This is a genomic window from Lewinella sp. IMCC34183 (assembly GCF_003390915.1).
GTDB lineage: Bacteria > Bacteroidota > Bacteroidia > Chitinophagales > Saprospiraceae > Neolewinella.
The window spans coordinates 23,822-43,578 of the sequence record NZ_QMEM01000010.1 but is presented as its reverse complement, the minus strand read 5'-3'; the positions used below and the strand labels follow the sequence as shown (position 1 = coordinate 43,578).

Here is a 19,757-nt window from a genome sequence, read left to right as displayed (position 1 = left end):
GTACCTTGCACCCATGTCCTCCAGAATCCTGATCATTGGCGCCGGCCGGTCCTCCAGCGCCCTCATTAAATACGCACTGGACAACAGCGAAGCGCTCGGATGGAACGTCACCGTCGCCGATGCCGACCCTGCCGCCGCCGCCGCGAAGGTGAATAATCACCCCCGGGGCACCACGGCCTGGCTCGACGTGACCAAGACCAACGACCGCCGCGAACTCATCGGCCGCTCCGATATCGTCGTGTCCCTGCTGCCCGCCCACCTCCATATTGAAGTAGCGCAGGACTGCATCCGCCTCAAGAAGCACCTCGTCACGGCCAGTTACGTCAGCCAGGAATTGTACCGGCTGGGCGACGAAGCCCGTAACCGTGAGCTCATCTTCATGGGTGAGATGGGCCTGGATCCCGGTATCGACCATATGTCGGCCATGCAGCGCATCAATGCCATCCGCGAAATGGGGGGTACGGTCACCGCCTTCCGTTCCTTCACCGGCGGACTCGTTTCCCCGGAAAGCAACGACAACCCCTGGGGCTACAAATTCACCTGGAACCCCCGCAACGTAGTGTTGGCCGGACAGGGTACCGCCCAGTACCTCGAGGAAGGTAAGCTCAAGTACCTGCCGTACTACCGCCTCTTCGGACATACCTGGGACGTGGATATCCCCGGTATCGGCACCTTCGAGGCCTACGCCAACCGCGACAGTCTCCTGTACCGCTCCCAGTACGGACTGGAACACATCCCCACCATTCTGCGCGGTACGCTGCGCTACCCGGGCTACTGCGCGGCCTGGAACGCGCTGGTCCGCATCGGAATGACCGACGGCGACTTCCCGATCCTCGACAGCGAAAACCTGACGTATCACGAGTTGATGGAAGCCCTTGCACCCAGCGGCCCCGGCTCCGTCAAGGACCGCATCGCCACCATGCTTAAGCTCGAGCCCAAGGGGGAGGTGATGAAACGCCTGACCTGGCTCGGCCTGTTCCGTAAAAAACGCATCCGGCTGAAGGGAGCCACGCCGGCCCTCATTTTGGAAAACCTCCTTCTAGACAAGTGGAAGCTGCAGCCCAACGACAAGGATCTCATCGTCATGCAGCACCAGATCGATTACCGCATTGACGGCAAGGAGAAGCGTGATATCTCCAACCTGGTCATGAAGGGCGAAAACTCCGATGACACCGCCATGTCACGCCTCGTAGGCCTGCCGCTGGGCATCTTCGTCCGCCTGATGAGCGAAGGCAAGATTCACGCCACCGGCGTACACATTCCCACCATGCGCGAGGTCTACGAGCCCGTCCTGGAGGAAATGAAGCAGTACGGCATGACACTCACCCACCATACGGTTGACCGCTAACGGACTGGTCCGCGCCGGGCAGTTCAACCAGGCCGCCCGTCAGGGGGCGTATATACTCATCGCCTTGCTGCTGCCCCGCCTGGGCGTGTCACGGGCGGCCATCGGCGAGTGGGAGACGCTCCTGTTCGTAGGGTTCGTGCTCGGCTTCGGCTGGACTACCGGATTACTCCAGGGATTCCTAGTGCACGCCGGCCGGCTCGGTGAGGGGGCGGCGCCCGTATTTGCCCGCCGGGCCGTAGCTGTGACGGGCGGCCTTTCCGCCGGATTGCTTTTGCTGGCTGCCCTGCTTCACGATCCGCTCTTTCGCTTGCTCCAACTGACGGGGCCGCCGCCGGGGTGGTATTATTTCTTCGTACTGCTGCTGGCGCGTTGGCCTTCCTTTTGCTTCGAGCAGGGGCTGGTGCTGGAGGGAGCCGTCCGCCTGCTGATCACCTACGCGGTCGTCAACGCCGCGGGGCTGGTCGCCTCGTTCCTGCTTCCTTTGTACCTGGGGCACGACCTGTCGGTGGCACTCCGCTGTCTGGCGGGATTCGCGGGTGCAAAGGCCCTGCTGGTACTGGTATGGACCCGGTTCCGAGCCAAGGCACCGGTCACCGACCCGCCGGCCGCATTCGGGACCGATATGCGCGACTGGCTGCGGGAGAGCCGCCCCCTGGTGGCTTACGCCGCCGTGGCTGCCCTGGTGGGGGCCGTCGATCCGTGGATTGTCAATTACTGGTCGGGCGGCGACGAGGAGGTGTTCGCCGTATTTCGGTACGGGGTCCGGGAATTGCCGTTGCTGGCGGCCCTGATCAGCGGTATGACGGTCGTGGCCATCCCGCTCATCGCCCGGGACAAGGGGAAGGGCCTCAAGCTGCTACGGGAGCAGTCCCGGCTACTGTTCCACGGCATATTTCTGCTGAGCCTGCTCATGATGCTCACGGCTCACCTTTGGTGGACGTGGGTATTTACCCCTCTCTTTGCCGAGAGTCTGCCGGTATTCCGCACCTTCCTGTTGGTGGTGGGCTGCCGCCTGGTCTTCGCGATGACGGTCCTGACCGCCCTCAAACTGACCCGCCGGATTTACCTCCTCGGGGTGCTGGAGCTCGTCGTCAACGTCGTGCTTTCCCTGCTGTTGGCTCCGCGCTACGGCCTGTTGGGGATCATTTGGGCCACGGTCATCGCTAGTTACTTTCATGAGCTATGCCTCGTTCTTTACCTGCGGTACCGCACGGGGATCACTTGGCGGGGATACGCTGACCTGCGCTGGTATGCGCTCTACGCTGCGTCCCTGTTCCTGGCCTATTGGTGGGTGTAGCCCCACATCGGATGTCCCCCACATCGGATGTGGGAGCTTGCTAGCATTCGAGGTGGCACATCGGATGTAGTCGGATTCTGACTTTCGTTTAAAGCCATGAAATTCAATTGCTTGCGAGCTTTTACCGCACCCGCGCACCCGCCTACCTACCGGGAAGAGGCCCACATCGGATGTCCTCAACATCGGATGTGGAGCGGGGTGCACATCCGATGTGGGGGGGGGGAGAAGAGTAGCCTACAGCTTCTCGATCACGATCACCAGTCGCGCAGGCTTGTCGAGTAGCCGGTTAGCGAGACGGTCGACGGTCCGCCAGGCGCGGTAGGGGAGGGGAGCGAGCACCTTATGGGAGCGCAGGTGCAGGAGCGCCTTGTTGGATAGTTTCTCCAGGCGGTAGGTGATGTCGGGAATCGGATCGAGGAGGGAGGCAACCAGGCGCTCGTTGAAGCTGTGCAGGTGGGCGTGCAGCGGGGTGGGGCGGTTGCAGTGGATACACAACGAGTACTGGATCCGCTCGTTGTACGGGGTCGAGATGACGATGGTGCCGCCCGGCCGCAGGACGCGCACCAGGTTGCGGAGGTAGAGCGGCACATCGGGTACGTGCTCCATGACCTCGGAGGAGATGATCGCGTCGACCGCGTCGTCGCGGAAGGGAAGGTCCAGTACGTCGCCGGTGACGGCGTAGTGATTGGGGGCGGGGTAACGGCGAATGGCCTCGGTAGCGTTGCGCAGGGCGATGTCGAAACTGATCACGGCCTCCTTTCCGGGGAGCAGTTCGGATGCTACCCAGGCGTTGCCGCAGCCCACGTCCAGGACGGTACGGGCGGAGACGGGGAGGTGGCGGAGGATCTCCTGGTGGAGGCGGGCGTTCTCGTGCCGGGTGGCGGGATCGTCGGGCGCGGAGAAGTAGTCGAACTCCTGGGCATCGCGCTGGTAATGCTCGACGTAGCCCCCGGCCGTGTCCGAATTGGGCAGCAGGTTATACACCCCCCCCGGGGTCCGGCGGGTTTCTGGAGAGCGGTCGTCGTCGCGGAGTAGGCGATGCAGTTCGAACATGGGACAAAGCTACGGACTGCCCGTCCGGCTACGGCCGCAGCCGTTCCAGCTGCCGCTGGATAAAGTCGAGGGGAGTAGGATCCTCCGGTTCGTCCAACACGGTGGCCCGGCCGTCGAGGCGTGACTCGAGCGCCCGGATAAACGCCTCCTCCTCGGCCAGGTCCGAAACATTGAACCGGAGGTGCTGGTCTGCGTACCGGATCCTCATTTCCCGAAATTTATGTCCCGCATGGCCCCGGTACTCCGCAACGCGAAACCGGCGGATAGCGGACAGCGGTACTTCGCGCGACTTGCCGATCCGCCGGTGAAGGGTGAGTTTTCCACCGCCTAGCTGTAAGGTGTTGTTGAAGAGGAAGCCAAAATGAATGAGGTAGATGACAAAGCTGAAAAGCAGTGCGGTGCCGACCGCCGACCAGGTTATTCCGGCTCCTTCGCTATCCGACAAGAAATAGCCCAGCACGGCCGCCCAGAGCATATTGAACGCTACCGCGCCCAGGGCCGATTTGTGGTGATAGGAAAATTCGTCCATGAAACCCTTGGTCTTTTCCCTGAAGGTAAGGCACCGGCACCCGCGATCCGCCGTCTCGGTGAATTATATTGCCGGCATGACCGCCCCCGAAAAACTCAACGCCCTCCGGCAGCAAATGCTGGAGTATCAGCTGGATGCCTACGTTATTCCCAGCACCGACCCCCACCAGAGCGAATATCCGGCCCCCCGGTGGGCGGCCCGCGAATGGGTCAGTGGCTTCACCGGCTCGGCGGGTACCCTGGTCGTAACCCTGCACGAGGCGCGCCTCTGGACCGACAGCCGCTACTTCCTGCAGGCCGAGGAGGAACTGGCGGGTACTGGTATCCAGCTGATGAGGCTCAAGACGCCCCACACCCCCGAGTACGCCGACTGGCTGACGGAGCACCTGCTCGACGGGCAGACCGTCGGCGTCGACGGCCGCGTCTTCAGCGCCCGCGCCGCCCGCAGCCTGGCCAAGAAGCTCAAAGGCGCCGACCTCCACCTCAAAACCGACCACGATCTTTTTGGCTTCGTGTGGAAGGACCGGCCCGACCTGCCCAACCGGCCCGTGAGCGAGCACCTCGCCGATTTCAGCGGGGAGCGCTGGGAAGGCCGGCTCAGGCAGCTGACCGACTGGATGACGGAGCGGCAACTCGACTACTACCTGGTTTCGGCCCTCGACGAGCTGGCCTGGCTGCTCAATTTGCGGGGCACCGATATCGACTTCAACCCCCTGATGGTGGGCTACTTCGTCGCGGGGCGCCGGGGCGACCACGCCGTATTCGCGGAGCAGAACGAGGCCCTCGCCCCCTGGGCCGAGCAGCTCCCGGAACTGAAGCGGCTCCCGTACCGCGAGGCGGCTAATTACCTCCGCCACCTGAACGCCCGGGACGCGGACATCGGCTTCGACCCCGGCACGACCTCCGTCTTCCTGGCCACCGCCGCCGGCGGGCTGGAAGCGGGCGGCGTAGAGAGCCCGATCCCGCACTGGAAAGCTAAAAAGAACCCTACCGCCCTGGCGCACCTGCGCGAGGTGATGGCGCACGACGCCGTGGCCCTGCTGCGGTTACGGCGCTGGCTGGACGGTGCCCTCGACGGAGGCGTCACCGAATACCAGATCGGAAAGCGACTGGCGGCTTTCCGCGCCGAATATCCCCACTACGTAAGCGAAAGCTTCAACCCCATCGTGGGCTACAACGACAACGGGGCCATCGTGCACTACCACGCCGCCCCGGACACGGCCGCGCAGGTGCGGCGGGCGGGTATCCTGCTGCTCGACAGCGGCGGGCAGTATCAGAACGGCACCACGGACATCACGCGCACCTTTGCCCTCGGGGATCCGACGGAGGAGCAGCGGCGCCACTTCACCCTGGTGCTGCAGGGGCACATCGACCTGGCTCGTGCCCGCTTCCCTGCAGGGACCAGCGGCGTTCAGCTCGACGTGCTGGCGCGCGGGCCCCTCTGGTCCGAACAACTCAACTACGGCCACGGTACCGGACACGGCGTCGGCTTCTTCCTCAACGTCCACGAAGGGCCCGCGGGCATCAGTCCCAACCCCAAATCGCCCGCCGCCCAGCACCCCCTCGAGCCCGGCATGGTGCTGAGCAACGAGCCCGGCTATTACCGCACGGGTGAATACGGCATCCGCACGGAAAACCTCGTCGTGGTGCAGGAATCGGAGCAGGAGGGGTGGCTGTACTTCGAGACGATCACCCTGTTTCCCATCGACCGCCGCCTTATCGACCCCACGCTGCTCACCACCGAGCAGCGCAACTGGCTGAACGACTACCACCGCCGGGTACTAGAAGGGGTAGCCCCCCTGCTCGAGGGAGAGGAGCTGGAATGGATACAGGAAGCCTGCGTGGAACTATAGAAGTAGGAAGTCTGAAGCAGGAGGCACCTCCGTACCAACTATCCGGGCGACCAAACGTTCCAACAGCCGACCGTTTCCACCCCGTACCCCGAGCCCCCTTTTGCGCGAATTAAAGTTCCTCAACCGATTCTTCTGGAAGTACCGCTGGCGCCTCGCGCTGGGGATCGTCTTCATCTGCGTGTCCAACTACTTCCAGGTACTGCAACCGCAGGTGATCCGGGAGGCGCTCGACCTCGTGATCGACTACGTCAATACCTACCGGATCTATGACGGATTCGAGGTGCAGGGGGAGTTCTTCGGAATTCTCAGCCACACGCTGATGCTCTTCGCGGGCCTGGTGTTACTGCTGGCGCTGATCATGGGCTTTTTCCTGTACCTGACGCGGCAGACCATCATCGTCATGTCGCGCCTCATCGAGTACGACCTGCGGGAAGTGATCTTTGACCACTACGAAGACCTGAGCCTGGAGTTTTACAAGCGTAACAACACCGGTGACCTGATGAACCGGATCACCGAGGACGTCAACAAGGTACGCATGTACCTGGGGCCGGCCGTGATGTACTGCGCCAACCTGATCTCGACGATCATCTTCGTCATCGCCAGTATGATCGCGGTGAGCCCCACCCTCACGCTGTACACCCTGATCCCCCTGCCGGTGCTGGCGGTCAGCATTTACTACGTCAGCAACATCATTCATACCCGCTCGACGCTCATCCAGCAGCAGCTGTCCAAGCTGACCAGTATTGCCCAGGAGGTTTTCTCGGGCATCCGGGTGGTGAAGAGCTACGTCCGCGAGCGGCAGCAGGTGCAGTATTTCTCGAGCCAGAGCGACGTATACAAGGACATGAGCGTAAACCTCGCTAAGGTGGACGCGTGGTTCTTTCCGCTGATGGTCTTCATGGTTGGGGCGGCTACGGTACTTACGGTCTACGTGGGCGGATTACAGGTTGTGGCCGGGGAGATTTCCGCCGGTAACATCGCCGAGTTCGTGATCTACGTCAATATGCTCACCTGGCCGGTGACGGCCATCGGCTGGATCGCCAGTATCGTACAGCAGGCCGCCGCCAGCCAGAAGCGGATCAACGAATTTCTCGATACCAAGCCGGTCATCACCGACCCCGACCCGGAGTACCGGGGCGCCCTAGAAGGTAATATCACCTTCGAGGACGTAACCTTCGAATACCCAGACACGGGCATCAAGGCCATCGATCACCTGAGCTTCGAACTGAAGGCCGGCGAGAAACTGGCGATCATCGGGCGTACCGGTTCCGGTAAAACATCGGTGGCGGATCTCCTGCTGCGGATGTACGACGTGACGAGCGGCCGCATCCTGGTCGACGGTCAGGATGTCCGCGAGATGGGCCTTGCCAACCTGCGCCGCAAGATCGGCTACGTGCCCCAGGACGTGTTCCTTTTCTCCGACACCATCAAGGCCAACATCGCCTTCGGGGCCGACCACGATCCGTCGGATCAGGAGATCGAACAGTTCGCGAAGTACGCCGCCGTCTACAAGGATATCGAGGGGCTTACCCTTGGCTTCGATACCCTGGTGGGCGAGCGGGGCGTCACCCTTTCCGGCGGGCAGAAGCAGCGCGTCTCCATCGCCCGCGCCCTCATCAAGCGCCCCGATATCGTGATCCTGGACGATAGCCTCAGTGCCGTCGATACCAATACGGAGCAGCAGATTCTCGGGTACTTCAACGAGGCGCTGCAGGACAAGACGTCCATCATCATTACCCACCGCATCTACGGCCACCTCACTTTCGACAAGATCATCGTCCTCGAGCAGGGGCGCATTGCCGAGGTAGGGACCCACGAGGAACTGCTCGCCAACGGAGGGTATTACAGCGAGATCGTGGAGCGGCAGATGGCCGAGGAAATCGAAGAGGAAGGAGGAGAGTAAATTTTAAATCTGAAATTTCAGATTTAAAATTTCTTACACGTCCCGCAGCAGCTTTACGATGCCGTCGTCAATGGTGACGGGGCCGTTGTAGACGAGGGAGTCGCCGTCGGTGATGGCGGCAATGTCCAGGTCGCGGCTCGCAAATTCCCGGTACATGACATCGGTATAGCCGGTGGACGCTTCTTTCCAGGCGTCTGTGGCCATATCATCGTTGTAGCGTTGGACCAGATCGTCGTCGGTAAGATCGATCAGGTCGTTGGCAAATTCTTGTAGGGCACGGTCTTCCATGGTAGGTTGGTTTGGGTAGTGTATTACCCATACCGTATGCGGGGGGCTCCGGGTTCGCGCCTGCCGCTAATTCCGGAGCTATCGGCTATTCGCCCAATCGGTCGACCACCTGGGGTATCCACGGTCGGGTAGGGTCCAGTGCCCATTCCGGCGGTACACCACTTCCCTCGTAAGGCTGGTAGCGTGGGATCCGCTTGGTGGCGAGCCGCAGGACGAAGTGTCCACAGCCGATGGTCCGCTGCTCTCCCTGTAATTCGTACGTCAGCACGCCGCGGGAGGCTTCCCCCGCCAGGGTGACCTGCTTCCACCGCGATAGCCGTAGGGCAAACTGCTCGGCGTTGCTGGTCGTGCTATGATTGATGAGGACGACGATCCGCTGGTAATCGCTCCGGGCACGGCGGAGGATGCGGTACACCACATTGGAATTGCGCTGTCCACCGCCGGTGTTGTCGCGTAGATCCACAATGAGGTATTTACCCGTCAGCCTAGGGGGCAAGGTAGCGTAGAAGGCCTCGGCCTCCCGGAGGGTGGGCTGGAAGGAGTTAAAATCGCCGAGGCGCAGGTAGTCGATATCGCCGGACAGCGCTTCGTAGGCGTAGATTTCCGCGCCCGGGTAACTGACGTAAGCTTCCGTCGAGGTGTCTTTTCGGATCTCCATAGCCGCGAAGGCTCCCGAACGGATAGCTTCCGTGAAGGTGATCAGGCGTCCGTCGCTCGGTCGGGATCCGCTGTAGCGGTAGCGGCGGTTGCCGAGCGGAGTGAGGTAGGCCAGGGTATCGCCGACGGCCCAGCGGTCCCCGGCCGTTGCGGATAGGGTGAGCAGGTAGCGGTTCGTACCGGCCTCCGGCCGAAGCGCGAAGGCGTAGCCGCCGCCGTAGTAAAGTCCCGCCGGGTCCGGCCCGAAATCCGCTGCCCCCGCGCCGGAGGAGCCGACGGCCCCGTGGCGGGCGACCGTATCCGCTACCGCGCCGAATACCGCCGTATGGCCGTCCTTTACCAGGGAGGTGAGCTCGGTCAGTAAGAGGTAGCAGGGCAGGCCACTGGCTTCCGCCGGCGCACCGCGCAGCAGCTCGCGGTAGCGGGCGGCACACGCCGGGTTGCCGCGGCAGTTTTGCCGGTAGGCGGGGATCTCCTGCAGGTAGCCCCAGGTTTCCGTCAGGGCGCTCGCACACGAACAGTTCTGCGCGCGCAGGGGAGCAGCGAAACCGGCGGTGAGTAGGAGGCAAAGGAGGAAAAACAGGAGCATATTCCGGATGGCGTTTCCGGGAAAGTAGGGAAATTATTCCTCCATCGGCACCAGGTGCTCACGCCACTCCGCCGGGATATCGCTGAGAGCGTACACCTTCAGGCTTTCCCCGCCCGCCCCGGCCGAGGAACTGGGCTGGAGGGTCTCGCTCACGTATTCGGTGGCAAGCTTGTACATCGCACCGGTGGCCGGATCCACGATCAGCAGACCGATCAGCCCGCCGAACACGATGTTGCCGAAGTACCAGCCATCGAGCTTGAACCGGATCGGCACGACGCGGCGGTCGTAGCCGGCCTTCTCGAAGCCAACGAGGTAATCCGCCTTGGTGAAAAATCCGCCGCTCGACTTCAGGGGCACCGTAGCGGGCGTAGTGCCGCGGTAGATCTGCCGCCCCTTCCGGTCGGTGATCACGATGTCGGCGTCGGAGGGCGTGCTGCTAATGGTCACGTCGTAGCGGTTCTTGCTGACGATGCTGGCGCAGCCGGAAGCCAGCAGCAGGCAGAGGGCCACGAAAATCGGGGTAACGGTAAGTTTCATACAAAGGCTTTGGGTTGCCAGTACAGTTTGGCAATACCTCGAAACTAATACGGCGACTTGCAGATTACCGTGTAATCCCCCTTTGCTTAATCCAACTTTAACAATACATGGCCGGTAATTATTCCGGGGAAAAGAGTTGGTGGAAAATATATAAGCAATGTTGATGTATACGAGGCCAACTATGTCCTATTGCGGTGGGCGCGGGGAAGCTGGAGGGAGACCGTGAACGAGGTGACCACGGCGCCGAAACCCGCAGGGCGTTACCATTGCAGGGCTTTGGATCCCAGGCGCCGGGGCGCGGGTGCAGTGGGGCGGATAGAGGAGAAAGGTGCCGGGCTACCTATCGATGTGAAATCCTGAGGGAGGAAGGATGATTGCGGGAGGCCGAAAGTTGTCGTGAAGCATCATATTGGGTCGTTAAGTCAATCCTGCACCTGCCATGCCCACCTACGTTTCCCTGTTCCTCCTGCTGATCGTCGCTTACTATCCGACTGCTGTCGCCGCCCAGGCGGAACCCGGGGGCGTTACCCCGGACGAATTGTATACCGACCTCCCCTTTGATATGCCACGGGTACAGGAGCCCGTCTTCGCCGGCTACGAAGTAAGTATCACTGACTTTGGGGCGGTCGGCGACGGCCAGACCCTGAATTCCCGGGCCATCACCGACGCTATTGCGGATGTAGCCGCTAATGGAGGCGGCACCGTCCGCATCCCCCGCGGCATGTGGCTCACCGGTCCGATCACCCTGCGAAGCAATATCCGTATTCACACCGACGCGGGCGCCCTGGTGATCTTCAGTACCGACAAGGACCTGTATCCGCTGGTGGAAACCAGCTTCGAGGGGCTCAATACCTTCCGTAGTACCTCACCCATCAACGGCCGTGACCTGGAGAACATCGCCTTTACCGGTCGTGGCGTGTTCGACGGATCCGGCGACGCGTGGCGCCCCGTGAAGAAGGATAAAATGCCACCCCCCCGGTGGAACAAGCTGGTGAAGTCCGGCGGCGTACTCCGCGACGACGGCAAGATCTGGTACCCCTCCGAGGAGTACAAACGGGCCGATACCGGCGCCAACTTCAACGTACCCGACCTGACCACCCGCGAGCAGTTCGAGGAGGTAAAGGACTACCTCCGGCCGGTCATGGTCAGCCTGGTCAACTGCAGGAACGTACTCTTGGACGGACCCACCTTCCAGAACTCGCCGGCCTGGAACATCCACCCCCTCATGTGCGAGAACGTGATCATCCGTAACCTCGAAGTACGCAACCCCTGGTACTCCCAGAACGGCGACGGCCTCGACCTGGAGTCGTGCAGGAACGTCCTCATTTACAATAACACCTTCGATGTCGGCGACGACGCGATCTGCTTCAAGTCCGGCAAGGACGAAGACGGCCGCCGCCGCGGCGTACCTACCGAGAACGTGATCGTCTCCCACAATACCGTTTACCACGGTCACGGTGGTTTTGTGGTAGGCAGCGAGATGTCGGGCGGCGTGCGGAACGTGAAAGTCGCCCACTGCACCTTTATCGGCACCGACGTGGGCCTGCGCTTCAAGAGCACCCGGGGCCGGGGCGGGATCGTAGAGAACATCTGGATCGAAGACATCGATATGGTGCGTATCCCCACCGAAGCCATCCGGTTCAACCTTTTCTACGGCGGCAACTCCCCGATCCTCGAGGACACCCAGCGCGCCGAAACCGAGGCCCGCGACGAAACCCTCCTGCCGGTTACGGAGGAGACGCCCTCCTTCCGTAATATTCATATGCGTGACATTCGCGTCACTCAGTCGGAGACCGCCGCCCGGTTTCAGGGCCTGCCCGAAATGAATCTGCAAAACGTAACCCTGGAAGATGCCATCTTCCACACCCGCAACGGGATCACCGTCATCGACGGCGACGGCATGAGCTTCCGCAACATCCGGATCACCCAGGCCGAGGGACCGGCCATGACCTTCTACAATTCCAAGAACCAGCAGGTGAGCGAAGTGCAGTTCGGGCAGGACAATAAAACCTTCGTGCGGGTCCTCGGCCCCCTGTCCGAAACCATCAACCTGCACCTGACGGGCGGGCGGCCCGGCGCGGACAAGGTAGTCACCGGGCAGGGGGCCAGGGCCGACGCCGTAGTCTACGAGTAGGGGGCGGCGGTCCGCTACCTCAGGTCTACTGTGATCGCATCGTAGTAGACGGTGGTCCTGCCTTCGAAGCCGGAATCCGTACCCACGAAAAACCAGAGTTCCCCGTTCGCGTCAGCCTGTACCGCGAAGGGAGTTGCGTTGGTCAGTTCCTTCAGGACGTAAGTATCTTCCGGGGTGCCGTTGGCGAGGTCGCCCAGGATGATCGCGTCTTCGCCCTCCGTAGCCTGGTTGCCCTTGTCGAGGGTGAGGCGGTAGTGGTCGAGGTCGTCACGAACGGTCGTGGGTTCGGAGGTGGCCAGTCCGGCCTTGACGAACACGCTGGTGCCGGGGCTGCCCCCGATGCCCACCGTCCCGTCCGCCACGTTGGTCGCCAGCCGGACCGAGAAGGTGGCCGCGTAGGTCCGGTTGGGCTCCAGTCCGGTCAGCTTCCGTTTGACAAACATGAAGAGGTCATCGCTTCCGTTGATGCCGGACTGCCGGAGGGCGCCTTCGCGCGTATCGAGGGGCTCCGGTAAGGTGGCGTAGCCGAAGTCGAGTTCGTACTGCTCCTCCGCGCCAACGGGATAGTCGGCAAAGTCACCCATCCACCCCTCGGCGTCGGTGGAAAAGTCGTAGGCGAACTCCGGGGATGCCGGTACCGCGTCGTCGTCCGGCGAACAGGCGAATACAAGTAGGGGAGCCACGGCGAAAATCAGTAAGCGGATCATAACAGGATGGGTTTGCCTGCAGAACCTCCGGAAACCTCACACCCCCTAGCAAGATGGATATTTAAATTACGTACAAGCGTAAGGGGTTGATAAATAGTGGTAGGGTGGAGTTCCGGCCCGGGTTGCCGGCCAGACATGCTACGCCCCGGCGGCGGGTGCCGTGCGGTTCAGGATGCGGTCCATGACCCAGCTGGTATGGGCCCCGGTACGTCCCGTGGAGGGGTGGGTGTACCCGTCCGTGAGCAGGTGGCGGGCCATGCGCTCGACGTGCTGCTGTTGCACGTGCCGCGGGTGCTCGATGAATAGCTCTTCCTGCCGGTCGGGAGTCTCTAGCACGATCGGTTGATTGTCAAACACGGCAAAGCGGATTCGCCCCCGGCTACCCAGGATCTCGACGCGGTCCGTACGGTGGGCGGAGCCGAAGTTCCAGCTTCCTGCGCCCGTAATGCCGTTAACGTGGCGCCAACATGCCGTGACGGCGTCGGGTGCCCCGTATAGTCCCTGTTGATTTCCGGCAGTGCCGTGGGCCTCCGCCACCTCGCCGAAGTAGTGGGTAAACAGGTCGAGGCCGTGGCTGGCCAGGTCGTCAAAGTATCCGCCGGGAGCGACGTTGGGATCCGTGCGCCAGTTGTGGGCCCCGGAGCGGTCGACCGCGCTCGGGGGGTTGCTGAGCAGCCAGTTGACGTGCCTTACCTCACCAATGCATTTTTCTGCCAGCCATCCCAAAACCTGTTCAAAGCGGGGCAGGGAGCGGCGGTAGTAGGCTACGAAAAGCGGTACCCCCCTGCGTTCGAATGCCTCAACGATCGCGCGACTCTCGGCGTAGCTGGGAGCCAGGGGCTTCTCCACGCAGCAGGGCTTGCCGGCGGCGACGACCAGCAGAGCGTATTCCCGGTGGGTATCGGGCGGTGTGGCGATGTATACGGCATCGATGTCCGGATCATTGACCAGGGCGGAGGCGTCCGTATAGGTCTTGGGTACGCCGTGGCGGTCGGCGTAGTCACGCAGTTTCTCCTGGTCACGACGCATTACCGCGGTCAGCTCGAACCCTTCCGTAAACTGGTAGGGAGGACCGCTTTTAACCTCGGTAACGTCGCCGCAACCGATGATGCCCCAGCGGAGGGGGCGGTGGGGGGAGGATTGGGCCATGGCGAAGGAATTACAGCGGGGGATTGAGGGAGGATAAACATACCAAACCGAGAACTAAGCCGTCCGCCGGAGGGCCCGCCGCGTCCAAATGCTGGAATGAGTTCCGCCATTTGGAATAAATGTATTATTTAAAATACGTAACATATTGAAAAGCAATAATGTAAAAACTGGCACCGGCTTTGCAATAGGTAGGCACCTCATGAAACGGATTCATCGATCTTATGTCGGATGAATCGCAACGATACCCAAGATGGCTAGTTTCAACTTCGTTCAGTCTTTCTTCTTGCTCGCTTCCCTACTGCTTTCGTTCACGGCCGGCGCCGCCGACTGCAAGTGTACCGTCAGCACCAATCGGGGCGAGACGGTGTACTCCCCCGCCTGCGCCACGCCCGAGGAGGTCTGCTCCATCGAGGTGAAGTCGGGCGTCGAGGAGGTCGACCTGCGGGCCTTCACCGACCTGCGCGGCGTGGAGATCAAGCTGCACAAATCCCTGGAGGTGATCCTGCTGGGCTCGGCGGCCGCCGATGCCCGCACCCGGATCAAGGCCCTGGGCGACGTTAGGGTGAATATCTACGACGACATTCTGGACCGCGAGGTGGCGCTGCACACCGCGGACATGTACGGCTACAATGCCGAACTGGCCGCCTGCCCCGACAACTGCACGCTGCTGACCTCCTCGGTCCTGGGCGGCCTGACGGGCTTCCGGGCCGCCAGCGCCCTGCCGGTAAGCCTGCTGACGTACACGGCCGCCGCGGGGACCGCCGGCGTGACCCTGGACTGGGCGACCGGGCAGGAGACCGACAACGATTACTTCGCCGTACTGCACAGCACCGACGGTACGCACTTCACTCCGCTGGCCCAGGTAGCCGGTCGCGGTACGACGGCGGAGGGCGGTGCCTACCGCTACGTCGACGCGAATGCCGGTTCCGGCGCGCACTACTACCGCCTGGAGCAGGTAGACTTCGACGGCACCCGTACGGTACTGGGGATCCGCCAGGTGAGCATTGCGGCCCCCGTGACCCGCACGGCCGTCTCGCTGAGCCCCAACCCCGCCACGCTGGGCGGTGAGGTACGGATCGAGGTGGCCGAGCCGCTGAACACGCCGGTACGCATTGTCGATCTGGCGGGCCGTCCGGTAGCCGAGACCGGCCTGGACGCCGGGGGCCGCTTCCGCGTCCCCACCGGACTGCAGCCGGGCCTGTACGTGGTCGTGGTGCGCGACCAGGCCACGCGGATGGTGGTTCGCCCCTAAGAAATTTGAGTAGCCTGAGTAGTTTGATGTTTTGTCTTTCGATACCAAAAGGGCCGTCACCAGCAGGTGACGGCCCTCTTCGGTTTTTGGCAGGACGGAAAGCCAGTAGAGAATTCTCGCGCGCAGCTGCTTCGCACCCGCGCTCCGCCGTCCAGAAACGGGAAAGCATTCCGGGAGCTGGAACACATACAATAAAAAATATATTCTTACAGCTGTACTTCAATGATGTAAAAACTGGCACCGGCTTTGCAAGAGGTGGGTACCTCATGAAACGGATTCATCGATCTTATGTCGGATGAATCGCAACGATACCCAAGATGGCTAATTTCAACTTCGTTCAGTCTTCCTTCTTGCTCGCTTCCCTGCTGCTTTCGTTCACGGCCGGCGCCGCCGACTGCAAGTGTACCGTCAGCACCAATCGGGGCGAGACGGTGTACTCCCCCGCCTGCGCCACGCCCGAGGAGGTCTGCTCCATCGAGGTGAAGTCGGGCGTCGAGGAGGTCGACCTGCGGGCCTTCACCGACCTGCGCGGCGTGGAGATCAAGCTGCACAAATCCCTGGAGGTGATCCTGCTGGGCTCGGCGGCCGCCGATGCCCGCACCCGGATCAAGGCCCTGGGCGACGTTAGGGTGAATATCTACGACGACATTCTGGACCGCGAGGTGGCGCTGCACACCGCGGACATGTACGGCTACAATGCCGAACTGGCCGCCTGCCCCGACAACTGCACGCTGCTGACCTCCTCGGTCCTGGGCGGCCTGACGGGCTTCCGGGCCGCCAGCGCCCTGCCGGTAAGCCTGCTGACGTACACGGCCGCCGCGGGGACCGCCGGCGTGACCCTGGACTGGGCGACCGGGCAGGAGACCGACAACGATTACTTCGCCGTGCTGCACAGCACCGACGGTACGCACTTCACTCCGCTGGCCCAGGTAGCCGGTCGCGGTACGACGGCGGAGGGCGGTGCCTACCGCTACGTTGACGCGAACGCCGGTTCCGGCGCGCACTACTACCGCCTGGAGCAGGTAGACTTCGACGGCACCCGCACGGTACTGGGGATCCGTCAGGTGAGCATCGCGGCTCCCGTGGCGCGCAAGGCCGTCTCGCTGAGCCCCAACCCCGCCACGCTGGGCGGTGAGGTACGGATCGACGTAGCCGAGCCGCTGAACACGCCGGTACGCATTGTCGATCTGGCGGGCCGTCCGGTAGCCGAGACCGGCCTGGACGCCGGGGGCCGCTTCCGCGTCCCCACCGGACTGCAGCCGGGCCTGTACGTGGTCGTGGTGCGCGACCAGGCCACGCGGATGGTCGTGCGTCCGTAGACAAGACTATTTGACTAACATAGCACAGTATCGTTTTCTAAAGGGGGCCATCACCACGTGTGATGGCCTCTTTATTTTTGGGTCGTCGCCCCAGCTGCGCCCTGCCCGTAGCCGCTCAATTACCGGGCCGGGTAGTCGTTCGGAGAGTGCCCGTCGTTGATGGGGGAGGTTACGGCGTCAGGCTATATTTCCCGATCGGACCGGCAAGCTGCAATAGATGAACTTCGGCGTCTAGCGCGCCAAACCGGAGATCCGGCAGGTGAGCCGGGACGGGCGGCGGCTCAGGCGTGCTCTACCCGCAGCCGTTCGATCACCCGCTCCAGGGTGGTGGTCAGCCGTTCCACCCGTTCGGCCAGCCCCCCGTGGTCAACGGGCTGTGTTTTGGCGGCAAGCTCTATTTCCTTGGCCAAGCCGGCTATCTGGTGAATGCCCATATTCTCAATGCTCGGTTTGATCCGGTGGGCGGCCCGGGCGAGGGTGGGATAATCGCGTGCGGTCAGTGCCGCAGCGAGCTCGCACAGGGTGACGGGGGTATGCTCGACGAACAGTTCGATCATAGCCGTCACGAAGGACTGGTCTCCGCGGCTGAGCTCGCGCAGGGAAGACAGGTCGTAGCCGTCGTCGACCGTAGCGGTGGCCACCGCGGGAGAAAAGCCGGGGAGTAGCCTGGCGATCGCTTCGAAAAGCCGGGTTTCCTCGAAGGGCTTGGTAACGTAATCATTCATGCCGCTGTCCAGGTACCCATCGATGTCCTGCTTGAATGCGTTGGCGGTAAGGGCCACGATCGGTACCCGCAGGTTGAGTTCGTTGCGGATGATCTTCGTGGTCTCGATGCCGTCGAGTACGGGCATCTGAATATCCATCAGGACCAGGTCGTACGTTCCTTCCCGGAGGCGTTCCAGGGCTACACGGCCGTTTTCGGCTTCGTCGACCGTACAGCCGAAGTGGGCAAGGGTCTTGCGGGCGATGAAGCGATTCATCGCGTTGTCTTCCACGAGGAGCAGGCGGGCGCCGGATAACTGATGATCGTTGGTGGGCGCGGGTGTCAGGATGCGCTCTACGTCGCCCTTCGCCAGGTCGAGGTCGATGACGAATTGGGTACCGTGCTTCTTTTTACTGGTGACCGAGATGGTGCCCCCCATCAGTCGGAGGATCTCCTGCGTAATCGGCATTCCCAGGCCCGTACCGCCGAAGCGGCGGGAGATCGAGCGCTCGGCCTGACTGAACTTGGTGAAGATCTGGTCCAGGTACTCCGGGGCCATTCCGATACCGGTATCGACGATACTGATGCGGAGCGACTGCCGGGTTTCGGTTTCATCCATCACCTTCAGGTACAGGCGTACCGATCCCCGGGAGGTGAACTTCACCGCGTTATCGAGGAGGTTCAGGAGTACCTGGCGGAGGCGGGCACTGTCGCCGTAATAGGCAGGCCATATCTTGGGGTCGATCGAGCAGTGCATTTCGAGGCGCTTGGCTGAGGCTTTCCCGCACAGGATACTCTCGATGTTGTCCACCAGGGCCTCCAGGCTGAAGTCATGGGTATCGAGTTCGAGTTCACCCGCCTCGATTTTAGACAGGTCCAGGATACTGTTGACGATAGAAAGCAAGTGGCGGGCGGCGGTGTCGGTGTGGCTCAGGTACGATTGCTGTGTTTCGGTGAGCTGTTCCCGGCCCAGTTCCCGGATCATACCGATAATGGCGTTCAGGGGGGTCCGGATCTCGTGGCTCATATTGGCCAGGAAGGCCTCCTTGGCGATCGAGGCCTGCTCGGCGTTGGTCTTCGCGATGGCCAGGTCGTGCTCGAGGCGCTTCTGATCGGTAATATCCAGCTGAATACCGATGGAGCCGGTGACCTCCCCGGTATCGTTGGTGACGGGCGTGGCGGACACGAGCCACCAACGGCGTTCGCCGGATTTGTTGAGCACCGGAATTTCGTAGTAGTCCGAGGTGCCCGACAGCCGCGAGTCCAGTTTGGCGTTGATCAGGTTCAACTCTTGCTGCGTGGGCATGAACTTGTCGACCGTATCTCCGATCACCTCTTCCGCTGTATATCCGGACATGCGGTAAAAACCCTGGTTGGCGGAGACCACTATACGATTGAGGTCTACTTCCACCAGGCCCAGGTTCATATTGGCAATGATGCTGCGGTATTTCGTTTCCTGCGCCATCAGTCGCTTGTCGGCTTCCCGGCGGAACGAGATGTCCTTGACGAACTTGCAGTAGTAGGTCTTACCGGAATGCTGGTAGGGAACTACGATCATCTCTACGGGAAACTCGCGCCCCTGCTTAGTTACGGCGGTGAGCTCCAGCACTTGGTTGAGGATCGGGCTCAGGTCATCCGTGGGATATTCGATCTCCTGCTGCCTCAGTATATCGCTCACGTGGGAGGGATGCAGCAATTCGTTCATGCGTTTGCCCGTCGCCTCCTCGACCGTCCAGCCAAAAAGTTCCTCGGCCCGGGGATTCCAATACTCGATGTGGCGCTCGTGATCGGCGACGATCACCGCATCCAGGGAGGCGCGCATGATCAGCCGGCTGCGCTCCAGCCCCTCCGCCAGGCGCTTCTGGTCGCGTACCTGCTGGGTTACGTCCTCGAACTCCCAGAAATGCCCCTTGCTGCGCCCCCCGATCTCTATGGGCAGGTAACTCCAGTCCAGCAGGGTGCCGTCGGCCATTTCCAGGCGCTGCTTGTTTACGGGGACGCGGCGTTCGAGCACCTCGTGCATCACGCGGAGATAGGATTCCGGGTCCGCGAATAATTCCTGCTTGAGGTTGGCGTAGTCGTTCGCGTCGGCACCAATAACCGATTCGGGCGACACGTCCATCTTCATCAGGTTGCAGAAGCGGTGGTTGACGAACAGCACCTTACGGTTATCGTCCTCGATGGCGATACCGGAGTTCATGTTGGACATTGCCGTGCGGAGAAAGTTTCCGTTGCGCCGAAGTTCTTCCTCACTCAGGAGCGCGAAACGGTCCTCACAGTCCTGAAGGCTTTCTGCCCGCTCGCGTCCGGTCGCCTCGTAGGCTTGGTACGTTTCGGCAACCGAGGCCAGGAAGGGTTGCCACCGGGGGTCCCTGGCTACGTCGGCCGGCAGGTGGTCTTGGATTTGCTTGGCGAGGCGTGCGGAAACCATGGGGGAGGC

15 protein-coding genes are annotated in these 19,757 nt (G+C 62.0%); 7 read left to right on the top strand and 8 right to left on the bottom strand.

The genetic code is table 11. The features are described from left to right. Positions 1 to 13: 13 nt before the first annotated feature. Together DQG19_RS18055 and DQG19_RS18050 are read left to right on the top strand one after the other, a co-directional pair. On the top strand, positions 14 to 1,348 hold the full coding sequence (locus tag DQG19_RS18055) for a saccharopine dehydrogenase family protein (RefSeq protein WP_116127704.1): 1,335 nt from the start codon (positions 14 to 16) through the stop codon (positions 1,346 to 1,348). After that, complete coding sequence (locus DQG19_RS18050) at positions 1,338 to 2,645, top strand: polysaccharide biosynthesis C-terminal domain-containing protein (protein WP_116127703.1); 1,308 nt, start codon at positions 1,338 to 1,340, stop codon at positions 2,643 to 2,645. Before DQG19_RS18055 ends, DQG19_RS18050 begins: the two co-directional genes overlap by 11 nt. A gap of 234 nt (positions 2,646 to 2,879) precedes the next feature. On the opposite strand, the gene DQG19_RS18045 is transcribed toward DQG19_RS18050, so the two are convergent. Both DQG19_RS18045 and DQG19_RS18040 read right to left on the bottom strand, forming a co-directional pair. Continuing rightward, complete coding sequence (locus DQG19_RS18045) at positions 2,880 to 3,698, bottom strand: class I SAM-dependent methyltransferase (RefSeq protein WP_116127702.1); 819 nt, start codon at positions 3,696 to 3,698, stop codon at positions 2,880 to 2,882. Positions 3,699 to 3,726: 28 nt separating this feature from the next. Further along, the gene (locus DQG19_RS18040; protein ID WP_116127701.1) at positions 3,727 to 4,227 is read right to left on the bottom strand and encodes a hypothetical protein; all 501 of its coding nucleotides are present in this window, start codon (positions 4,225 to 4,227) and stop codon (positions 3,727 to 3,729) included. Between the two features lie 76 nt (positions 4,228 to 4,303). On the opposite strand from DQG19_RS18040, the gene DQG19_RS18035 reads away from it, so the two are divergent. Together DQG19_RS18035 and DQG19_RS18030 are read left to right on the top strand one after the other, a co-directional pair. Further along, the gene (locus tag DQG19_RS18035; protein ID WP_198661800.1) at positions 4,304 to 6,079 is read left to right on the top strand and encodes an aminopeptidase P family protein; all 1,776 of its coding nucleotides are present in this window, start codon (positions 4,304 to 4,306) and stop codon (positions 6,077 to 6,079) included. Between the two features lie 100 nt (positions 6,080 to 6,179). Next, entirely contained in the window at positions 6,180 to 7,982 is a 1,803-nt protein-coding gene (locus DQG19_RS18030; protein ID WP_116127699.1) for an ABC transporter ATP-binding protein, read from the top strand. Between the two features lie 33 nt (positions 7,983 to 8,015). On the opposite strand, the gene DQG19_RS18025 is transcribed toward DQG19_RS18030, so the two are convergent. The 3 genes from DQG19_RS18025 to DQG19_RS18015 all read right to left on the bottom strand — a co-directional run bounded on the left by DQG19_RS18025 (position 8,016) and on the right by DQG19_RS18015 (position 10,053). Beyond that, the gene (locus tag DQG19_RS18025) at positions 8,016 to 8,270 is read right to left on the bottom strand and encodes a hypothetical protein (protein WP_116127698.1); all 255 of its coding nucleotides are present in this window, start codon (positions 8,268 to 8,270) and stop codon (positions 8,016 to 8,018) included. An 85-nt stretch (positions 8,271 to 8,355) separates the two neighbouring features. After that, positions 8,356 to 9,516 carry a S41 family peptidase gene (locus DQG19_RS18020; RefSeq protein ID WP_116127697.1) on the bottom strand — a complete coding sequence of 387 codons (1,161 nt, stop codon included), beginning with the start codon at positions 9,514 to 9,516 and terminating at the stop codon, positions 8,356 to 8,358. Between the two features lie 33 nt (positions 9,517 to 9,549). Further along, positions 9,550 to 10,053: a hypothetical protein gene (locus DQG19_RS18015; RefSeq protein WP_116127696.1), complete on the bottom strand. Its 504-nt coding sequence runs from the start codon at positions 10,051 to 10,053 to the stop codon at positions 9,550 to 9,552. 439 nt (positions 10,054 to 10,492) lie between these two features. Between DQG19_RS18015 and DQG19_RS18010 the strand changes: the two genes are divergently transcribed. Next, positions 10,493 to 12,187, top strand: a complete 1,695-nt coding sequence (locus DQG19_RS18010) for a glycoside hydrolase family 28 protein (protein WP_116127695.1) — start codon at positions 10,493 to 10,495, stop codon at positions 12,185 to 12,187. Positions 12,188 to 12,201: 14 nt separating this feature from the next. Here the strand turns inward: DQG19_RS18010 and DQG19_RS18005 are convergent, their stop codons facing one another. Further along, on the bottom strand, positions 12,202 to 12,894 hold the full coding sequence (locus tag DQG19_RS18005; RefSeq protein WP_116127694.1) for a hypothetical protein: 693 nt from the start codon (positions 12,892 to 12,894) through the stop codon (positions 12,202 to 12,204). 138 nt (positions 12,895 to 13,032) lie between these two features. Then, positions 13,033 to 14,043 carry a Gfo/Idh/MocA family protein gene (locus DQG19_RS18000; RefSeq protein ID WP_116127693.1) on the bottom strand — a complete coding sequence of 337 codons (1,011 nt, stop codon included), beginning with the start codon at positions 14,041 to 14,043 and terminating at the stop codon, positions 13,033 to 13,035. 250 nt (positions 14,044 to 14,293) lie between these two features. On the opposite strand from DQG19_RS18000, the gene DQG19_RS17995 reads away from it, so the two are divergent. Together DQG19_RS17995 and DQG19_RS17990 are read left to right on the top strand one after the other, a co-directional pair. Further along, positions 14,294 to 15,295: a T9SS type A sorting domain-containing protein gene (locus DQG19_RS17995; RefSeq protein ID WP_116127692.1), complete on the top strand. Its 1,002-nt coding sequence runs from the start codon at positions 14,294 to 14,296 to the stop codon at positions 15,293 to 15,295. Between the two features lie 317 nt (positions 15,296 to 15,612). Then, a complete protein-coding gene (locus DQG19_RS17990; RefSeq protein WP_116127691.1) occupies positions 15,613 to 16,614 on the top strand; it encodes a T9SS type A sorting domain-containing protein in 1,002 nt (333 codons plus the stop codon). A gap of 281 nt (positions 16,615 to 16,895) precedes the next feature. Here DQG19_RS17990 and DQG19_RS17985 read toward each other — a convergent pair whose 3' ends face one another. After that, entirely contained in the window at positions 16,896 to 19,748 is a 2,853-nt protein-coding gene (locus DQG19_RS17985) for a PAS domain-containing hybrid sensor histidine kinase/response regulator (protein WP_116127690.1), read from the bottom strand. Between the last annotated feature and the right edge of the window lie 9 nt (positions 19,749 to 19,757).